Source organism: Candidatus Palauibacter sp., from assembly GCF_965197445.1.
Classification (GTDB): Bacteria; Gemmatimonadota; Gemmatimonadetes; order Palauibacterales; family Palauibacteraceae; genus Palauibacter.
Genome location: NZ_CBDANE010000005.1, coordinates 129,910 through 147,620, shown reverse-complemented (window position 1 = coordinate 147,620; position 17,711 = coordinate 129,910). Strand labels below are relative to the sequence as shown.

Sequence of the window (17,711 nt, the reverse complement as noted above, 5' to 3'; positions counted from 1 at the left end):
TGACCTTGTGTTCCGGAGCGAGCGGGTTCAGGCAGCTCGTAGAACGGCGAGCCAACTTGCGGAGGTCGATCAGGCAGGAAGCGTCGTTGACAGTGACACGCGTCACTGGTGGATCGGACCGGTGATCTGCTGCTCGACCGCGTCGAGGGATTCATTAAGGAGAGTGGCCGCCCGAACCGGCGAGATCAGCTCTTCGCCGACGGCGCGCAAGACGAGGCCCTTGAAGCGCCGAGGCTTCTCGAACGCCGCGAACCCTTGGTTGCCGTGAATGGGTTCCGGTTCCGACTTGCGCCAGGAGCGGGCGAAGGTTCGAAACGCGCGCTGGACCGCGGCACGAGGCAGCACGCCGACTTGACCAAGGCGTACCAGCATGGCCGCCGCTGACACGCCGTACATGTGCTTGAGGCGGACGATTTCATGATAGGTGATGCGGCGGCGGCCTTCCCCGGCTTCTTGAATGAGATGTTGGCCCGGGACAAGGAAGGCGCCTGCGAAACGGTTCATGGCCGCTTCCAGCTTGATGGCCGGGTTGCCGGTGGAACGGATGATCCTGTGCGCGAGTTCGTGGGCCAGGGTGGATCGTTTCCGCTCCACGTTGGTCCGACTCGATACGAGGACGGCGTCGGCGACCGGCTTGCCCTCTCGCAGGACTCGGCAGGCCAGCCCGTTGATGCGCTCGGGGAGATCGTCTTCGATCACCTTTATCCCCTTCTCCTCGAGGAGGGCGCACAGGCTGGGCACGGGATCCAGGCCGAGGTCCCACGCGTTGCGGAGTTCATCGGCCCTGTCATCGATCTCTTCGACATCGGCAACGCCGTCGTACCGATGGCCTTCAAAACGGTCGCTCGCAGGTGGAATACCGAGGACTTCCTCGATGGTCAGATATCGCTCGAGGTTGTCGATCAGCACGGCTTCGGCCTTGGCGCGATCCCGGGCGGAGGTGCTGGAGTGCTTCCGGAACTCAAGGCCGTCGAGGACCTCGACCTGGGAGCTCATGAGGAAGTCCAGCGACACATCGAGAGCCTGCCCGAGACCGACCAGGACGGCCGAAGACGGCATCATCTTCCCCGCCTCGTATTTGCTGATGGCCTGAGCGGTGATTTTCGGATCCATCCGCTCGGCCAGCGCCCGCATGGAAAGGCCGGCGCGTTTACGGGCGAGCCGTAGTCGTTTTCCAAACATGCCGTCCCCTCTCTTCGCGTAAACGATGGTTGACAAACTGCGTGAATCGTCTCCATAATGTCAACTACAGGTTGCTCGCCGGCTGCGTCGAGATCTCAGGTTCGATCCTTCCGGGCCGCCCCGCGCCCTCACCTTCGACCAGTGGCTCGCATTGTTCAGGTTCCGGAGGCTGACGCGATCGTGAGCGGCGCTGGCCCGCGGCGAGCAGCATGTCCAGCAGGTGGAGCTTCGCGGCGATCACCGACCCGAAGGAGTTGGCATGCAAGTCCACGCTTGTATAATCATCAAGCCGTGGCATGCAAGTGGACACTTGCCTTAGGCTGGCATGTGGACGTTTATCGCGCGATCTCTGACCGAACCAGGCGGGCCATCCTGGATGAACTCGTCGATCGGTCGGGCCAATCGCTCTTCGAACTCTGTGCGCGCCTGACCATGAAACACGGGATCAACTCCTCGCGGCAAGCGATCTCGCAACACCTGGACGTCCTGGAAGCCGCCGGGCTCATCCGCACGAGGCGCGAGGGGAGGTCGAAGCTCCACTGGTTCGAGGGCGCCCCGCTGAAGGCAATCGGGGAACGGTGGCCCACCTCGACAGACGAGGACACTTCACACTCAACGGATGAGGGCGTAAGGAAATGAGAATCCACCTGACCAGCGTCTTCGTGGACGACCAACAGAAGGCGCTTCGTTTCTACACGGAGACGCTCGGCTTTCGGGTAAAGCACAACATCCCCATGGGAGATCACGCCTGGATCACCGTGGTATCCCCGGAAGCTCCCGAGGGGACGGAGTTGCTGCTCGAGCCCGATGGCCACCCCGCAGTCCGTCCGTTCAAGACTGCGCTTATGGAGGACGGGATCCCCAGTGCCTCCTTCGCAGTCGATGACATCGAAGCCGAGCACGAGCGTCTCACGGCAAAAGGCGTGCGATTCGTGCAGCCGCCACCAGACCTCGGGAGTGTTACTGTCGCAGTTTTCGACGATTCGTGCGGCAACCTGATCCAGATTTCAGAGGAGAACCTTCAGGGAGGCACATGATGCTCAGGAACATCCTCGCCGCCATCGTCGGCTACATTGCCATGGCCGCCGTGCTTTTCGCACTCTTCTCGCTTCTGTGGCTGACGGTGGGGCCCTCGCGGGCCTTCCAGCCGGGTTCGTGGGAGGTACCCGGCGGCTGGGCACTCGGCTCGGGCGTGCTCGGGCTCGTGGCGGCGTACATCGGCGGACGAGTCTGTGCCAGGGTGGCGCACGATGCCAGGGCCGCCACGATTCTGATCGCCATGGTGATCGTACTCGGGGTGGTGAGGGCCCTGATGCCGGTGGAGATGCCGGCGGGACCGCGCCCCGATGACGTGTCGATGATGGAGGCGACCGCGGGCGCCCTCCACCCGGCATGGTTCAACTGGCTCAACCCGCTGATCGGGGCCGTGGGCGTCTGGTTCGGATCGAGAAAGTTGCGCGCGTAGCAGTCCATTCCCGGGCTGCCGGAGTCGCGCCCGGCCTCGATCAGCAGGGACTCAATGGATGGCCGGACCGGCGATCTGCCGCTCGACCACGTCGAGGGATTCGAGTTGATGGCCGTGCAGGGAGTTTGTATCCTTCGGTACATGTCCGGCATACGCGCCTGACCGCCGCGTTCATGTAACCCTCAGGCCCAGTTCTCTGAGCCATGCGTCAACCTGTCCGAAGGCGTCTTGCTGCCATTGATCCGCGGTGCGGTCGCCGAGCAGGTCGGCTTCCTCCACGAACCGCCTGACGCTCGTCGGTCCAAAGTCTTCGACGTCACGGAACTTGTCGGCGATCAAACAGTAGCCTCGCCGTGCCGATGGTACGTCAAGAAGAGGTCTGGTTGCTTCTACAAGTGCGTCCATCCCATCCGGAAAATTCCGGATCGAATAGTAGATGTCATAGGCGTCCTTGCGTTTGAACCGATTGGCGATGGCGTAGCCTTTCATGGCCAGGAGGGCTGGAATCGACGCAACGGCGATACGAACGAGATTCCTGCCCCCATCGGGCATATCTCCTTCGATGGCGGCCATCTGATAGAATCTGAGCGCCAGGTCGGCCCCGTCGGCTCGCTGGACGGCAAACTGGCTGATGAGCGGCGGCCTGTTCCTTACAATCTCGGCGTCGCGCGGCATCAGGAAGTCGACGACTACGTCGATGTCGGGTCCCCCATCCCTGGTGGGTACGGTGCGGACGAGCTGGAAACGCCGCAGACTCTCCCGTTGCTGGTAGCCGTGTGTCTGCAGGGCTTCGACAAGTCGAACGTATTCGCCGTCGCCCAGGGCGGAGGCGTCGAGACCGAGGTCCACATCGAGGGTTCCGATATGGGGCATGTCGGCTTCGCTCAGCAACAGCCAGGGAACAGCCCCGCCGATAACTGCAAACTTGCCCCTGAAGCTGCCGAGGACCTGGCCGATCTCGACCAACACGGACTTGACCGCCGCCGTCGTCCGATCATCGTAGTCGCCGGCGGATTGAGGCTCCGTCACAGCCACGGAAAGCACCTCGAAGCCAAGTGGTCGGCCGCCTCACGATCCCGATCGTTGCCGTTCCAGAGATCGAGGTACGTGACGATCGGGCATGTGCAGAAGACGCTTGGCGCCGGCTCAACAGCGTCCTTGAGCAGACTCTCATCCTTGAGGACCCACACGGTAACATTTGCTCCTTTCTCGGCACGGGTCAGCTTCAACACCTCCTTCAACACCCGAGCGCCCGGTTCGTCGGCGTAGAAGTTGTGCGTGCCACCACGGAGGAAGGGCGCCAGCCATTGGGCGGCTGAATTCGACGAGTAGATTGCGCGCGGACGCTGTGGTTCCGAATTGAGCTTTCCCGACAGCCGCTCGTGGAGTTGCTTGCCATGGAAGAGCGTGTACCCGCTGATGCGGCGGCCAGTCGGCCTGCGGTATTCCTCGCGCCACGTCTTCAGTAGCGCGTCCGGCTGGACGAGGATGACACCGTCCTTCTGCGTCTCGATCCATTCCCGCGCCAGCAGGGCTTTGCGAACGTTACTCACGTGGCCGAGGCTCGCGTCGGCCGCTTCCGCCAGTTCCGTTACGCGCCATGCCCGGGCAGTATCGCGAAGGAGCACCCGGAGAATCGCGGCCGCCTTCGGCGTGAACATCGATCTTAGAGCGCGGGTTGCAGACTTGGGCCTGTCAGCGACGGTCCGATCGATATAGACGTTATCGAAAGCGAGATGTGCGTTCCCGACCAGGTCCAGGTAAGCGACGTCGTGATCCATGCAGATCGACCGAGACTCGGGCGACAAGTATGGGCTCACGAGCATGGGGATCCATCGTTGGCCGGGGTCCCCGGGGGCGGACTCGCGAGCATGCGCCAGGTATCCCTTGAGCTGATAGACTGCGGAACGGACGAAACGAGGAGCACCGCTCCGCTTGACCTCGATGAGGAGGGCATAGGCCTCATCGCCGTGCTCGAACTCGATGCATCCGTCGATGCGAGCGTGGCCGAGCCGGTGCTCCTGGCGGACCGCACCGGCCTCCAGGTGCGGCACGTGTCCGAGCAGGTCGCGGGCCGCGTGCAAGGCGGCGATTCCTGGGTCGTTTACTGAATCATGGGTTTTCATCATACGCTGAAAATAGCACATACGGTGAAAAACATCAAGTGAATTTCACCCATATGGCGTTTTCAGCGTACCGGTGAAATGCCTCTCTCGAGAGAAAACCGGGGTGCTCCCGAGGCTGGCGCGCGATGGGAGACTACCGCCGACCGTCCCCGTGCGTCAGCGGGCTCAGGTAGTCCCGGTTTCCGAGTCCCAGCTTCCTGAGCGCGATCCCCGTCATGCACTCGTCCACGACCTGCTTGGCGTTGAGCACGGTCGTGTAGCCCGGGTCGACCAGCGGGTTGAGTTCGACGAGGTCGAAGCCCACCACGTTGGCGAACTCGATCGAGTGGTCTCCCCCGATGATCACGGGGATGGCGCCGGTCTCCGCGATCTCGCGCACCATGCGGCGGATCGGCGGCATGCTGCGCTCCACGCTCAGGTTGTCGATGGGCGCGTTGCCGAAGTCGACCGCCGTGAGTTCGCTTCGCCACTGCACCATCGTCTCCATGCTGCCCACGCTGCGCCGCATGGCGCGGAGCGCGGTCGGCCCCTCGCCCGCCCCGCGGAACCCCACCCCCATGTCGACCGGCCCCCAGAAAGGCGACTTCGACCTCGCCCGCGACGAGGTCCTCGGCGGTGCGCGCGATCGGCAGCCCGAAGAACGTGAGGACGGATCCGACCTGGATGGGTCCGGGTTCGCGAGGAGGATCCCCGGAGATGTCGCGGTCGCGCCACACTCCGAGGTCGGGGTCGCTCGCGTCGAGCCGGATGATGGCCGAGTCGGCCGGGAGAGGCTCCTGCTCGGCGGCGGCGTCGGCCACGGTGTCGGCCGGTGTGTCCGAAGGTGCAACCTCAGCCTGTTCCGGCTGTTCCGGCGGTGGAACGTGACACAGCGTGCGCATGAGCGCGGAAACGGGCACGATACCGGATGAATCGCTACGTTCCCACCGATCCGATTCGCACTATCCCAACCGGAGGCTTCCATGGCCAGTGCCGAGCAGCTCAAGGCGTTGCTGAGGTCGCATCTGGAGGGCGACAACGACCGATTCATCTCGGTCGCCATGCAGGTCGCCGCCCACGAAGCGAAGGTCGGGCACGGGAAACTGGCCACCGATCTGCGCGACATTATCGATAAGGCCAAGAGCCGCGGTGAGGCAGGATCCCCGGTCCCGATTGGTCGGCCGCGCGGGGAGCTGGCCAACCTGCTCCAAGTTTCCTACCCCAAGGCGCGGCTCGGGGACATGATCCTCGGAAAGGCCTTGGCAAGTCGCATTTGCCGGGTCGTTCGCGAACAGCGCCACGCCGGCGAGATCCTCGACCACGGCCTCTCGCCGAGGCGCAAGCTCCTGCTTGTGGGCCCTCCAGGCACCGGGAAGACGCTGTCCGCCTCCGTCCTGGCCGGGGAACTTCGTCTCCCCCTGCTTCAGGTTCGGCTCGACGGCCTGATCACCAGGTTCATGGGAGAGACCGCAGCCAAGCTGCGCCAGATCTTCGACGCCACCGGCCAGACAAGGGGCGTCTACTTCTTCGACGAGTTCGACGCAATCGGTTCGGAACGCGGGATCTCCAACGACGTGGGCGAAATCCGGCGTGTGCTGAACAGCTTCCTCCAGATGATCGAGCAGGACGACTCCCACAGCATCGTGATGGCAGCGACGAATCATCCAAAGGTGCTCGACCGGGCACTCTTCCGTCGCTTTGACGACATTCTTCACTTCGAGATGCCGGACGTCCCCCAAATCGCCGAGCTACTGCAAACGCGGCTTGGTCCGGCCGCCTCGCGGGACATCGCGTGGAGCGATCTCGCCGACTGCGCTATGGGACTGAGCTTCGCCGATGTGGCGCGAGTAGCAAACGATGTTCTCAAAGACGCACTGGTCGGGCAGCGGGCGCGGATCCGGGAGGAGGAGATTCGGGTCGTGATCGACGAGCTCAAGGCGGTCAGCAACAGGCTGGCGGAGCCAAACGCGTAGTCGGCGCACGGTCCCCACAATGGCGAACGGAAACGATGGGCGGAATCGGCACTTTATTCTCGAAGGCGTAACAGAGACCGTGCGTATTCCGACGAAGTCGACCACCCATTCCGAGCGAAGCCGTCCACTGGTTCCGTGGGGAGTCGTCCGGTGATACCGGGCGAATGCGGCCGGGGGCACGGGCGATCCTCAGCGACAACGTGCGCGAGTTCTGCGGTCGGGAGGACCATCACCCCTACGAGCTGTTCCTGCAGGCTCGAGGAGATCGAGCATTGGAAAGACCCAGGTGGGCCGTCCGCAGTCGAACGGGTTCATCGAGCGTTTCCACTGCACGCTCCTGGACGAACACCTCAGGGTGAAGGGAAGGACGACTTGGTACGAGTCGGTGGAGGAGATGCAGACTGAGGTGGTCCCAGTTTTTTGGACAACTGAACAGCTTAACTATCAGGCCGCCCTGCAGCTTGCCGATACCGACGAAGTCGTCCACCGATTTCGAGGGGCCCGTTGCCGCTAGAGTCCTTTCACCATGGGCCCGAAGACCTCGGAGAGACGATCCAGGCGACTCCGCAGCCACTCGTGTTGGTCCGGCCAACTGGAACGATCTTGTATGTCAGCGGTCTTGCGGAGATAGGCTCTCCACGTCTTCGTGTCCTGTGGGTTGTCCCAGGTTAGGTCCTCGCCCAATTCTTCCCGGATCTCATCGGCATGGGCATGCAGCGGAGCGTACAAGTCGTTGGCGTCGTGGCGCTTCACGACAAACTCGGCGCGCAACTCCCCGGAATCGTAGTTGCCATCCCGGGAATCCCACGTCGAAGTGATGGCTCGGATCCGGAATCCGGCGGCGCCGACCGCCATCTCCATCCAGGACTCGGAGTGTGGCTTGCGAGTACTGAACCTCGCCCCTTCCTCGGCGACATGATCGCAGAACGCGTGCCAGAACTCCAGGCGCAGCCTTTGGATCTCAGAAAGCTTGGGCGGTAGGGGGTCGAGCCAGTCATTGGGCTGCGACACCACGTTGAACTTCGGCGCAACCGCAGAGTCACCGATCCTCCAGAGTTCGATCTCCAGCCCGAAGAAGTTGATGCGCCGATCGGTCACCTCGTTGAGCCAGTCGAGGGTGGCCCTATGCTGTTCCCTCACCCTGCGAGCGATCCATACGATGGTGACGGCCTGCAACCCCGCCGCGTATGTGAGCAGCTGGCCCAAGTGCGAGTGGTCCGTCCGCTCGAGCTGGTTCTCCACGAGAACCCAGGAATCATCAGCCGTGCTCTTGTACAGAAGGTCGGCCTGAAAGGGACCGACGGGTTTCTCCCCCGATTCAAGCTCCAACTCAAGGCCGATCGTGTCGCCCAGGAGTTGGGTGTTTTCCTCGCGTGCGAGCCAGCGCGTGAAGTCCGTAGCCTCGTTCTTCCAGCAGTCGCGCAGGTCCACGGGCTCGAGTCGCGCGAGGGCATCGAACCTAGGCATCTTCTCGGTCATGGGTGACATCCCCCAGCTTCTCCGTTTGGGAAGGCTGCTTCGCGTTCGCTAGGCCCGGTTCGGGGATCTTCTCAACCCTAAGACTCAGGCCGGCATGAATCGCCCACAGCCGGCTGTCCCCGATTCGCCTCAGGACTCAATCGAAGAGCACGAGACCGAGAACACCACCACGGCCTTATCTCGTACACCAAGCCGCGCCAAGAGGAGAGGGGTTGACAACAACCTCGAACCCTTAGAAATTCCAAAACTGGAGCCGGGAGTGGTGCCCGGAGAGGGTCTTCTTGATCCTTGGTGCCGCAACTGGCTCCCGTCTTTTAAGGAGGGATAGGTTACTCCTCATAACGGAAATGATCCTTCCCCATCGTACGGATTCCCCAAAATCTCACGCCATCCTCATCCCAATCGAAGGTCTTCTGTCGGATGATGTCCGCATATCGCTTGATCGTCGCAAGGTAGGGGTCACCGCGCGGCTCCTGCCGATCAAGCCCCTGCTCGTAGTAGACTCTGAGAATGTAGGCGCAGAAGTCTGCTAGTTTGATACCCGGCGTGATCTCCGAATCCACAAACAACACCCCAGGCACGATCCGCGTCATCGCGCGGCCTTCTGCCGTACGGAAAAAGAAGCTGGAGAAGCACTTGTCGAGTCTGATGTTCTCGGAGGGAGAGCGCCCGTCGAAGACCACCGTCGCCATACGTCCGGTCTCCTTCCTCTCGATCAGGGTGTCGACCCTCTCCAGGATCCATCGGTGTTGGGTCTGGAGGAAGTCATCTCCGCGGTAGATTGGTCTGTCCGGGCGCTCCATCACCATAGCGAAGATCGTAACATCAAGGTTCCGGATGAGATCCATCACGGAGTCCACGTACACGGCGAAGGCGACGCGGCGGCGTTTCACGGCGGCATACAAGCTTCGATCGTGGAGCAGGCGGACGCCTGCCGGACGCCGGGCGAGATTCGTCGTGGCGCGCGCCAGCGCCCCAATATCGCCTTCCGACTTAGGAAGGCGGTGGCTTTTCCTTCGCGCTCGTCGCGTCGGAGCGTGCCGAACCGCCAATACTGCTTCGCGGACCGCGAAGTGTACGCGACGCTTCACTCCATCTGAAACGATGGAGGGCTCCTGCGAACGAGGTGTGCCTCACATCCTCTCGTCATTAAGGCTATACGCGAACCGCCGGCCTGGCCGGATCCGTGTCTCAAGCACGGTGTTGAGCCCCGGGTGCTCACGCTGCACTCGGACAGGGGATCTCCCATGACGGCCAAGTGCACGGCGCAGCTCCTGGCCGACCTCGGCGTCACGCAGTCGCTGGGCCGCCCCCGGGTCTCGAACGACAACCCCTACTCGGAGGCGCACTTCAAGACCGTCAAGTACCACCCGGGCTTCCCCGGCCGGTTCGGTTGCATCGAGGAGGCGAAGGACTTCTGCCGGGAGTTCTTCCAGTGGTACAACACCGAACACCGGCACGGCGGCATCGGCCTGCTCACGCCCCAGCAGGTCCACCTCGGCCGCGCCCCCGAGGTGATCGAGCACCGCCGGAACGTGCTGGCCGCGGCCTACGCCGCCCGGCCCAACCGCTTCGTGGGTGGCCCGCCGAGGGCCGCGGAACTACCGGCGGAGGTCTGGATCAACCGCGCGATCCCCGTCACGGCGGCCGATGGAGCAGAGCCGGCCAACGGGCGAAAGGAGGGTTCACTAAACTGAATCGTCATGTGTCTCAAAGTCGTTGGCAGGTTCCGCACGGAGTCCACGTACACACGTTTTGCGCGCCAGCGCCCCAATATCGCCTTCCGACTTAGGAAGGCGGTGGCTTTTCCTTCGCGCTCGTCGCGTCGGAGCGTCGCCGAACCGCCAATACTGGCACGGAAGTCTTCACTGAAACGATGGAGGGCTCCTGCGATGTGCCTCACATCCTCTCGTTTAAGGCATACGCCAACATCCACCGGTCGTGGGTGGTCGTTCGGGTGTGGGTGGCCGGATTCATCGATGTAGACGAACAATGGCAGCCTCTCTTCTGAAGGCAAATGGACATGTGAGTCTAGGAAAAGGGGGTCCCCTCCGGTGGCGGTCAAGATCGAGTTTTGATGCGGATCCGCGCGCCGGCATTTCCAGACCATCGCGTGTGCCGCGGACAGGTCAAGCCGAGAGTTGGAAGCGCCCCAGCGCCCCAGCGTCCCATCGCCGTCCGCGCCAGCGACGGCTTGACTCCTCTATCGGTGTCCTGCAGAGATCGCCGCCTCACTCGGCATCGCCAACAGCACGGTGAGCGACTGCGCAGGCCGAGACGTCACCCTGAGGCTGTTGTGGCTGGAGTACCGGACGGTGCATCCGGACGGCTACCGGTACAGCAGTCGTCCACGCCGCAGCATGTGGGGAAGCGCCGGCAGTCGACCGCACTCGCCGAGCTCGGCGTTAAAGAGTGCAGCGGCATCCGACAGGAGATCGGACGCGGCCAGCTTGCAGAACGCGTCGCTGTCAACGAGAAGACGCATCGGAGCCGGGAGGCGACCCAGGGACAATCACCCTCATGAGTTCCTGGTCACTCAGAGACGCGCCCTCCACGTCTACGAACCTCTTGAAGTACTGCCGTAGGATTCGGGTGGCTCCGGTTGCGAGGTACAGGGCTTTCGTGGCCCTGGTGGCAGTCGCGTAGTCGCCCGTAGTACGCACCCATGAGAAGATGATCGATCCCGCGTCGACGCCTGTTTCCCGCGCCGCCGCTGCGGCCTGAGTGGCCAGGTCCCTGAAGTTGCCAAGAGCGCTGGGGCTCGGCACAGGAATCGCGGCTTCGCCAACGAGCGCTCGGACCGCATACTCGTCTGCGAGTTCCTCCATCTCGCCGTCCTCCAGAATCTCCTCATCCTCATCGACCACGGGAGCATCAGGCGTGCAATCCCCCCTTGCGATGTGGCCAATCTCATGGGCGATGCGGAAAGCGACCCGGCCCAGTTCGTCATGCCTGTGACCCAAGACGACGACGGGCCTGTCCTCGACCACCGCGGCAAGTCCCTGGAAACCAGGTGTCGGCAGCAGGTGGGCTGGAACGACGGGAATCCCTCGAGTCCACAGGTCTTCGACGATGGCGTCCAAGACTGAGCTGCCGTCGAAACCCCGGATCTCCTGGCGCCACGCGAGTCCGTCGGAAGGGGGGCGCGCGGGCGCCGGCACCGGCTCCTTCAGGTTGCGCACCACGGCGCCGGCGATCCTCATCGCAGCGTGGATTGCTGGCGCCAGACGGTCGCGGCCGATGTCACGGACGCACCGAAGTCGGGCCTCGGGGTATCCCAAGGGCTCCAGCGTTGTTTCGGGGTCGCTCACGGTCGAGAGGGGGACTGCCAAGAAGCGGCCTACCCGGATCTCGATTTCGGGGAGGAGCTCGGGTTGGTTCACACAGCTCTGATCCCACCAATCGGGTAGGATCGCGGCAGAGACGAACTCGCTTCCGAAGCCTGCCTGACGGAGCCGACGCATCAGCAATGGTATGGATCGTTTTGCCAGATTACTCCTCCAATCGATGGTCTCGCCGAGATATCTGAGGGCACCAGAAGGCATCTGCTTTCTCGGGTGCCCAGAAATGTAACCTGACACGCTCACATCGGTCCCTCCGCGGCGATGGGGCCGCGCGAGGCACGATAACGACACCTTGGCCGGACAAATAAGCTCGATTACAATACGATCGTGTCCGGTCATCGCGAGTGGAGGAGGTGCAAAGCATATGGTTGGGCAGTCAGGCGCGCGGGTAGCCCGAAGGCGACGAAGGTCGGGACCCCTACTCCCCTCGGGGATGAGGCTGTCCGCGGATGAGTGACGCGAGACCGTTCAGCCACATCGCTTTCTTCGGGATGGCGAAGGACTGCTTGCCGGACGCCGGGTTTCGCGCTTTGGCGAAACAGCTGTCGGCCGCCGCTCAGGCCGGACCGTCTCCGAGCCTGGTCGTGGCTCTGGCAAGTGAGCTGCTGGGCCGGGACGGGCTCCGGCTGCCGGATTGGGTGGATACGGATACACGCTACCTGGTGGTGCTGGACGTGCCGGAGCAGGCGGTGCTTCGCCTCGCCTCGACACTTCGACTCCACAAGCCGGATCGGCGGCTGCAGGTGTGCCGGGATCCTTCCGTCGTGAAGCGGCTGGTCATCGCGCTCAAGCGACCGGCCGCGTGGGAGGGCATCCTTGACGCTTATGTCCTCGAGGACTCTCTGGTGGTAGTCCTCGGGGACATGAGCGTATGGCGGTTCCCGGTCGGACGGCTCCCCAAGGTCGGGCGGTTCGAGCCGGCCGAGGTCCGCCGGTTCGAGATCGATTCAGCCGGGTCCTGCCTGCATTGGCCCGACCGGGACGTACATATGGGTCCGTCGCAGATGTTGCAGGCCGTGGATCCCGTGTACCTGGCTGAGGTGGAAATCCGTCGGTACGAGATGGAGAATGTGTCGCAGGCCCTCCGTCACATGAGGCATGATCGGCGGCTGAAGCAGACGGAGATCCCGGGGCTGTCGGAGAGGCACGTCCGGCGGTTGGAAAGGGAGGAGATACGCCTCACGGTCGACGCGGCGAACAAGTTCGCGCGGGGGCTCGAACTGACGCTGTCGGAGTTCTTGGACGAACTGAGTGAACGGATAACGGGTCTGCGGGAGGATGGGATGACGAAAGCCACACCGTGGTTGCCCCGCACCACAACTCCGACTTCGTCGCCAGCGATACGATCGGCGCGATCCTCCAACCGTACGGCAGCCGGATCACCGGAGCCGCGATGAGGGTGATGGGGCCCCCAAAGCGGAGCCGTACTTTTGGCGCTGCCTGCCGAAGGTGAGGGACGAGTTCCCTCGCGAATCCAGAAGCCGACAGCACCGCAACATGAACCGTAACCCATACGCCCGTGACGGCACTCGGCCCCAGCTTGATGACGAACGGTTGAGATTGCGGCGGACCGTTGAGTTACAGCCGCTCAGGCTCCGAGGACGTTCACCTCCGGTGCCGGGGCCGATACCTTTGCAACCAGCATGGCAGGGTCCATCTTGAACACACCATCTCGGGTCACGGCCCCCTTCCTGGAAAGGATGATCGCCTTGGAGGTCATAGGTCACGTCCCGGCCGACTTGTACCTCGACCCCGAAAACCCGCGGCTCGCGAGCGAGTTGTTTTCCGTCGACGACCAGGAAGACATTCTCCGCTGGCTCTGGCGCAACAAGTCGGTCAACGAGTTGGTGGATTCGATCCTCGCGAACGGCTTCTGGGACCATGAGGAGCTATTCGCGACCGAGGAGGGAGGCCGTTGGGTTGTCGTCGAGGGCAACCGGCGGCTCGCGGCCGTCAAGATCCTCTTGGATCCCGGCCTTCGGGAGCGACTTGGGATCCACCTGACCGAGAAGCCGTCCCAGAAAGTTCTCGAATCGATCCAGGAACTCCCGGTGATCCACTCGACGCGAGAGGATCTGTGGAGCTTCGTCGGGTTCAAGCATGTTAACGGGCCGCAGGCTTGGGACTCCATCGCCAAAGCCGAATACGTGTTCCGCGTACGGCGCAACTTCGGCCTGAGTCTCGCCGACATCGCGTCGGGGATCGGCGATCGTCACGAGACCGTGGCGCGCCTGTACCGAGGGTATGTCGTTCTTCAGCAGGCGCAGGACGAGTTCGAGTTCGATACGACCGACACCCAGCACAAACGATTCCCCTTTTCCCACCTTTGGACCGCGCTGGGCTACGTGTCCATCCGGAACTACCTGGGAGTCGATCCCACGGCGCTTGAGCGCGAGAACCCCGTCCCCCGTGATCGACTGCGGAGATTGCGGCACCTCATGGAGTGGCTCTTCGGGAGCCAGTCTGGGAACATCGAGGCAAGGGTTCGTCGCCAGAACCCGGATCTTCGCAACCTTGCGCGCGCGCTTGAGGTTCAGCGGGGCGTGAACTTGCTGGAGAGCGGAAGCTCGCTTTCCGTAGCGCTGGACGCTTCACTTGGCGACGCCCACCTGTTCCGTACTGCGCTCACGAAGGCTGAAACGAGCGCAAGGGAAGCCATGAGGTTTGTTTCGACCGGGTACGCAGGTGAGGAGGGCCTGCTGGAGACAGCAAATAGCCTCCTTCGACAAGCGGAGTCACTCAATGCCCTCATGAGGTCCGACGATTCCTGATGGTCGACTCGAGTTGGGCCGACGAGGATAACGCCGACCGTCTCGAATGGGCATGCGCGGCAGCTTCCGACGGCTACTTGGCGTGGGCCGACGTGAAGCGCGAGCTCCGGCTCACGACCTCCGAGGCTGAAGCGGTCGCGACCTACGCGGACCCGACGATTCGTACCCGTTTGAAATCACGCAGGAGGGGCTGCAGCTTCGCGACGAGCCTTCCGCCGCATATCTGTTCCAGCTCCTCGTGTCCGTCGGCATCGCGGACGACCACGAGGATGGAACCACGGTCTACAAGCTGTTCGAGGAATTGAGTGCGGTGGCGGCGGGCCGATATCTCGGTGACAGCAAGACGACCGCGGTATTCGGATGGCCTCGGCAGGGCCTCCCTGCGGGATTCCGTGACGCCGTCACGCACCTGGTCGATCTCCTGCGCGAAGGGAAGGCCTGCGGTGACCGGGAGAACTTGAATCAATCCAACGATGATGGCCTCGATGTTGTGGCGTGGAGGGATTTTCCCGACCGGAGAGCCTCGAAGCTGATACTATTTGGCCAGTGTGCGGTCGGTCGGCATTGGAGAGAGAAGACACATGAGCTGAGGCCGAAAAGCTGGTGCAAGAGGAATATCGCCGGGGCAATCGCCGTGGATCCGATTCCGGCCTTCTTCGTGCCAAGGGCCCTGTCGGAAGAGGACGCGGGCGATGCCAGGGTCGATCAACTCCTGCTCGACCGTTGCCGCATCTCCTCACTGTGTGGGCGAACGTTGGATGATCCGCTTGAACAGCGTCTCCAGGACTGGATCGACACCTCCCTGAAGCCGGGGCGTCATGGGGACTGCTAGCCCTCTCCGTTATCCGGGCGGGAAGTCCGCGATGGCGGGGCTCTTCAATCGCGTGCGGGTCGCCAATCGATTGCGAGACCGGGATTTTGCGGAACCGTACGCGGGTGGAGCCGGGGCTGCGTTGACTCTGTTGCTCCGGGAGGAGGCGCCCGCAATCCACATCAACGACATCGATGAGGCTGTTTCGGACATCTGGTGGGCGGTGCTGGAGCAGGCCGACCAGTTCTCCGAGATGATCCACACGGTACCGCTCACCGTGGACGAGTGGCGCCGTCAGCGCGCGATCTACCGGGACCCGGGGTCGGCGTCACGTCTGGAACGTGCGTTCGCCGCGTTCTATCTGAACCGCTGTAATCGCTCCGGAATCATCCGTAACGGGGGTGTGATCGGCGGAATCAAGCAAACCGGGAAATGGCGTATCGACGCACGGTTCAACCGGAAGGGGCTCGTGGAGCGGTGCCAACGAGTCGCCCGGTACGGGGCGCGGATCCGTTTGTCCGCGCAGGACGGGATCGACTTCGTTCAGAGACTCGCGAGCGACGGCGTGTTCTTCTTCATCGATCCGCCGTACTTCGGGAAGGGGCCGACGTTGTACCTGAATGCCCTCGATCCGCCGTATCACGCGGCGCTCGCCGAGGTTCTGCGGACGCTGAAAGACAGCCCGTGGATCCTGACGTACGACAACTGTCCTGAGGTGCGAGCGCTCTACGAGGAGTGGGCGACGGTCAGGTCCTATTCTCTCCGCTATTCGGCCTCCAGCCGTCGGCGCGGAGGAGAACTCTTGATCGCCCCACGTTGGATGATCCTACCCACGGAAACGGGCTCGGCGTCGATTCGCTGGCATTCGGCCTGAGCTTTCCGCCCGACGCCGTTACCGCGCCAACTTCTTTCACGCTCCTTCCCGAATATAGCGTACCCGGTTTTTCTGGACACTCGGTTAGCAGGGTTCAACGTTACGGGGTCCGGAGAGAGGGGGTGCGAAGATGTCGGAGAAGCCGACGGAGGCCGAGGGCCTGTCGAAGCGCTGGAGCGCGCGCCGGAAGTCGGAGGTGGTGCTGCGGCTGCTTCGGGGCGAGGACATCGGCGAGTTGAGCCGGGGGATCCGGGTTCCGCCGCGGAGCTGGAGCGCTGGCGGCGGAAGTTCCTGGAGGGGGCCTGTGAGGGGCTGAAGACGAAGAACGCGCCGGACGGGGAGCTGATGCGAACCCGTGCGAAGCTGGGGGAGATGACGATGCGGGTGGAGCTTCAGCCGGAGCGCCTCGAAAAAGACTTCGAGACGCTCGAGGAGGCTCGGGAGGTGATGGGCGCCTTCATCGAGCGCCACAGCCGCGCCTGGGTCCCTCCAGCGGCACATGGGCGCGGACGACCCCATGGGTCGACGGTGGTGGCGTTTCCTGCCAACCGCTCAGGAAGGCTCGCTGGACCCTCCGCGAGGTGAGTGGCGGTTCAGGAACTCGTCGGTGTGCTCGGGAAGGAGCAGGTTGTCGGCGATCGCCGCGATCTCCTCCGCTTCGCGCCACGCTTGCTCCAACTGCGCCAGTTCGCCTTCAAGCGCGCGCCGTTCCTGCTCTTCGTGCAGCGCCATCTCCAGCGCGAGGCGCGTGGGCTTGGGCATCTTGCGGATCCATCCGGGCCCGGTCAGCCGGACCTTCTTCCCGCGCCCGGGCGCAGGGAGTTCGCGCGCAGTGGTAGCGGACCCTCGCTCGGTGGAATCGGCGATGAACCGATGCGGGTCGCCGTGGGATTCGATCTGGGACACCGCTTCCCGGATGTGGCGAGCCGCAGCGCCGGCGCCATTGACCAGGGGAAGGAGAGCGTTGATGGCTCGTCCGGCATCGTCGCCCTCGAACGAGTGCGGGCCTTTCCGTGAGAGCGGTCCCTTGTGGATCTCGACGCGAAAGCCGGGTTCGTCGTCGTCGGCCCGTATCCGGGCGAATTGGGCGGCGTGTTCCCGTGCGAGCTTGTAGCGCGTGCCGTCGGAACGCCGGAACTCCGCTACATTGGCCTGCCTGTTCAGCAATCGTTGCACCGTCACCAACGCCAGCCCGGCGGCGCCACCACCCAGCGCGGCTGCCCCGGCTGCCCCGATCAACCCGCCCGTCGCCAAGTTGATGGTCACCGAGGTACCGAGGTTCGCCACCACCCCCGCCGACCCGGCCGCGATCCAGCGCCGACGCCGACGGCGGAACTGGTCACCGTAGCGCCAGGCGGCGAACTCGGGACGGAGGGGCTCGCCGATGCGGACCAGTTCGAGGCCTTCGGTGTGCCGGGCCAAGCCGACATTCTCGGTGGAAGTGCGGATCCGCGTCGCGCGGAAGAGCCTTTCGCAGGTCTCGACGGCCTCCCAGCGCTCTTCGAGGGGGGTGAGGTTCCAGCGCTCACAGCTGCGGCAAACCACCCAAAGGCGACCCTTCGCCGGATCGAAGGCAAGGCGACGGCCGACCGGGAAGGCCTCCACCACCTCGTTCGAGCCGAGGGGCTTCTTGCAGAACATGCAGGTCCGGTACACGGCGGTCGGGAACGCTCGGATTCAGGGGAGTTCGACGGGAGTTGCAAGTCA

General features: G+C 63.5%; 18 protein-coding genes and 2 pseudogenes. 12 read left to right on the top strand and 8 right to left on the bottom strand.

Annotated elements, in window-relative coordinates; translation table 11 throughout:
* Nucleotides 1-102 precede the first annotated feature (102 nt).
* Nucleotides 103-1,182: a helix-turn-helix domain-containing protein gene (locus tag ACN9M6_RS07945; RefSeq protein WP_419162393.1), complete on the bottom strand. Its 1,080-nt coding sequence runs from the start codon at nt 1,180-1,182 to the stop codon at nt 103-105.
* A 327-nt stretch (nt 1,183-1,509) separates the two neighbouring features.
* Between ACN9M6_RS07945 and ACN9M6_RS07940 the strand changes: the two genes are divergently transcribed.
* From ACN9M6_RS07940 to ACN9M6_RS07930, 3 genes are read left to right on the top strand one after another with little or no spacing between them, the layout of a single operon-like run.
* On the top strand, nt 1,510-1,821 hold the full coding sequence (locus tag ACN9M6_RS07940) for an ArsR/SmtB family transcription factor (protein WP_419162392.1): 312 nt from the start codon (nt 1,510-1,512) through the stop codon (nt 1,819-1,821).
* Nucleotides 1,818-2,219, top strand: coding sequence for a VOC family protein (locus tag ACN9M6_RS07935; protein ID WP_419162391.1), 402 nt, complete (start codon nt 1,818-1,820; stop codon nt 2,217-2,219). The genes ACN9M6_RS07940 and ACN9M6_RS07935 overlap by 4 nt, the downstream gene beginning before the upstream one ends.
* Nucleotides 2,216-2,647, top strand: coding sequence for a hypothetical protein (locus tag ACN9M6_RS07930; protein WP_419162390.1), 432 nt, complete (start codon nt 2,216-2,218; stop codon nt 2,645-2,647). Before ACN9M6_RS07935 ends, ACN9M6_RS07930 begins: the two co-directional genes overlap by 4 nt.
* A gap of 171 nt (nt 2,648-2,818) precedes the next feature.
* Here the strand turns inward: ACN9M6_RS07930 and ACN9M6_RS07925 are convergent, their stop codons facing one another.
* The 3 genes from ACN9M6_RS07925 to ACN9M6_RS07915 all read right to left on the bottom strand — a co-directional run bounded on the left by ACN9M6_RS07925 (nt 2,819) and on the right by ACN9M6_RS07915 (nt 5,332).
* Entirely contained in the window at nt 2,819-3,691 is an 873-nt protein-coding gene (locus tag ACN9M6_RS07925) for a hypothetical protein (protein WP_419162389.1), read from the bottom strand.
* Nucleotides 3,673-4,731 carry a type IV toxin-antitoxin system AbiEi family antitoxin gene (locus ACN9M6_RS07920; protein WP_419162388.1) on the bottom strand — a complete coding sequence of 353 codons (1,059 nt, stop codon included), beginning with the start codon at nt 4,729-4,731 and terminating at the stop codon, nt 3,673-3,675. The genes ACN9M6_RS07925 and ACN9M6_RS07920 overlap by 19 nt, the downstream gene beginning before the upstream one ends.
* A 175-nt stretch (nt 4,732-4,906) precedes the next feature.
* Nucleotides 4,907-5,332, bottom strand: a complete 426-nt coding sequence (locus tag ACN9M6_RS07915; RefSeq protein ID WP_419162387.1) for an arginase family protein — start codon at nt 5,330-5,332, stop codon at nt 4,907-4,909.
* Here ACN9M6_RS07915 and ACN9M6_RS07910 point away from each other — a divergent pair.
* The 3 genes and pseudogenes from ACN9M6_RS07910 to ACN9M6_RS07900 form a co-directional block, all read left to right on the top strand.
* On the top strand, nt 5,331-5,684 hold the full coding sequence (locus ACN9M6_RS07910; protein ID WP_419162386.1) for a hypothetical protein: 354 nt from the start codon (nt 5,331-5,333) through the stop codon (nt 5,682-5,684). The two genes, ACN9M6_RS07915 and ACN9M6_RS07910, sit on opposite strands and share 2 nt — an antisense overlap.
* Before the next feature lie 51 nt (nt 5,685-5,735).
* Entirely contained in the window at nt 5,736-6,725 is a 990-nt protein-coding gene (locus tag ACN9M6_RS07905; protein ID WP_419162369.1) for an AAA family ATPase, read from the top strand.
* 185 nt (nt 6,726-6,910) lie between these two features.
* Nucleotides 6,911-7,239: pseudogene (locus tag ACN9M6_RS07900) on the top strand (integrase core domain-containing protein); the annotation flags it as partial.
* Here the strand turns inward: ACN9M6_RS07900 and ACN9M6_RS07895 are convergent.
* Together ACN9M6_RS07895 and ACN9M6_RS07890 are read right to left on the bottom strand one after the other, a co-directional pair.
* Nucleotides 7,236-8,204, bottom strand: a complete 969-nt coding sequence (locus tag ACN9M6_RS07895) for a DUF4268 domain-containing protein (RefSeq protein WP_419162385.1) — start codon at nt 8,202-8,204, stop codon at nt 7,236-7,238. The pseudogene ACN9M6_RS07900 and the gene ACN9M6_RS07895 sit on opposite strands and share 4 nt — an antisense overlap.
* Nucleotides 8,205-8,533: 329 nt before the next feature.
* Nucleotides 8,534-9,109, bottom strand: coding sequence for a DUF3800 domain-containing protein (locus tag ACN9M6_RS07890; RefSeq protein WP_419162384.1), 576 nt, complete (start codon nt 9,107-9,109; stop codon nt 8,534-8,536).
* A 288-nt stretch (nt 9,110-9,397) separates the two neighbouring features.
* Here ACN9M6_RS07890 and ACN9M6_RS07885 point away from each other — a divergent pair.
* Nucleotides 9,398-9,901: pseudogene (locus ACN9M6_RS07885) on the top strand (transposase); the annotation flags it as partial.
* Between the two features lie 771 nt (nt 9,902-10,672).
* Here ACN9M6_RS07885 and ACN9M6_RS07880 read toward each other — a convergent pair.
* Nucleotides 10,673-11,749 (bottom strand): hypothetical protein, encoded by a 1,077-nt coding sequence (locus ACN9M6_RS07880; RefSeq protein ID WP_419162383.1) that lies wholly within the window; start codon nt 11,747-11,749, stop codon nt 10,673-10,675.
* 248 nt (nt 11,750-11,997) lie between these two features.
* Here ACN9M6_RS07880 and ACN9M6_RS07875 point away from each other — a divergent pair, with 248 nt between their 5' ends.
* The 5 genes from ACN9M6_RS07875 to ACN9M6_RS07855 all read left to right on the top strand — a co-directional run bounded on the left by ACN9M6_RS07875 (nt 11,998) and on the right by ACN9M6_RS07855 (nt 16,320).
* Nucleotides 11,998-12,945: a DUF2442 domain-containing protein gene (locus ACN9M6_RS07875; RefSeq protein WP_419162382.1), complete on the top strand. Its 948-nt coding sequence runs from the start codon at nt 11,998-12,000 to the stop codon at nt 12,943-12,945.
* Between the two features lie 261 nt (nt 12,946-13,206).
* Nucleotides 13,207-14,319 (top strand): hypothetical protein, encoded by a 1,113-nt coding sequence (locus ACN9M6_RS07870; protein ID WP_419162381.1) that lies wholly within the window; start codon nt 13,207-13,209, stop codon nt 14,317-14,319.
* Between the two features lie 238 nt (nt 14,320-14,557).
* A complete protein-coding gene (locus ACN9M6_RS07865) occupies nt 14,558-15,151 on the top strand; it encodes a hypothetical protein (RefSeq protein ID WP_419162380.1) in 594 nt (197 codons plus the stop codon).
* Nucleotides 15,138-16,004 (top strand): DNA adenine methylase, encoded by an 867-nt coding sequence (locus ACN9M6_RS07860; protein ID WP_419162379.1) that lies wholly within the window; start codon nt 15,138-15,140, stop codon nt 16,002-16,004. The genes ACN9M6_RS07865 and ACN9M6_RS07860 overlap by 14 nt, the downstream gene beginning before the upstream one ends.
* A gap of 130 nt (nt 16,005-16,134) precedes the next feature.
* A complete protein-coding gene (locus ACN9M6_RS07855) occupies nt 16,135-16,320 on the top strand; it encodes a hypothetical protein (protein WP_419162378.1) in 186 nt (61 codons plus the stop codon).
* Between the two features lie 236 nt (nt 16,321-16,556).
* Here ACN9M6_RS07855 and ACN9M6_RS07850 read toward each other — a convergent pair whose 3' ends face one another.
* Entirely contained in the window at nt 16,557-17,645 is a 1,089-nt protein-coding gene (locus ACN9M6_RS07850) for a hypothetical protein (protein ID WP_419162377.1), read from the bottom strand.
* Nucleotides 17,646-17,711: the final 66 nt, after the last annotated feature.